The organism is Roseovarius halophilus (ex Wu et al. 2025) (assembly GCF_047086965.1).
The window spans coordinates 1-279 of record NZ_JBKOTX010000628.1 but is presented as its reverse complement, the minus strand read 5'-3'; the positions used below and the strand labels follow the sequence as shown (position 1 = coordinate 279).

Below are 279 nucleotides of genomic sequence, written 5' to 3'. Positions count from 1 at the left end.
GCGCAGGCATTGTCCATCGCGGAGTCCATAGGCTTTCCTCTTGTCATTCGCCCGTCCTACGTGCTTGGCGGCCCCCGCCGATCATGGCCGATCCCCGCGCGCCGAAGGTCAGCGGAAAGATCAGGCCCTGCGCCTCGGCGGCCGCGTGCAGGCTGGACAGGATCACCCCGGCCTCGACCCGGGCGGTGCGCACCGTGATCCCGCAAACCGCGGCGTTGCAGGCATTCTGCCGTGACCGTGGTGTCGAGGTGATCCATGCGCGCATCGCCTGTCACAAGC

1 pseudogene is annotated in these 279 nt (G+C 68.1%); it reads right to left on the bottom strand.

Going from position 1 to position 279, the window contains the following annotated elements:
* Positions 1 to 73: 73 nt before the first annotated feature.
* Positions 74 to 190 (bottom strand): annotated as a pseudogene (locus ACH107_RS33795) (FAD-binding protein); the annotation flags it as partial.
* Between the last annotated feature and the right edge of the window lie 89 nt (positions 191 to 279).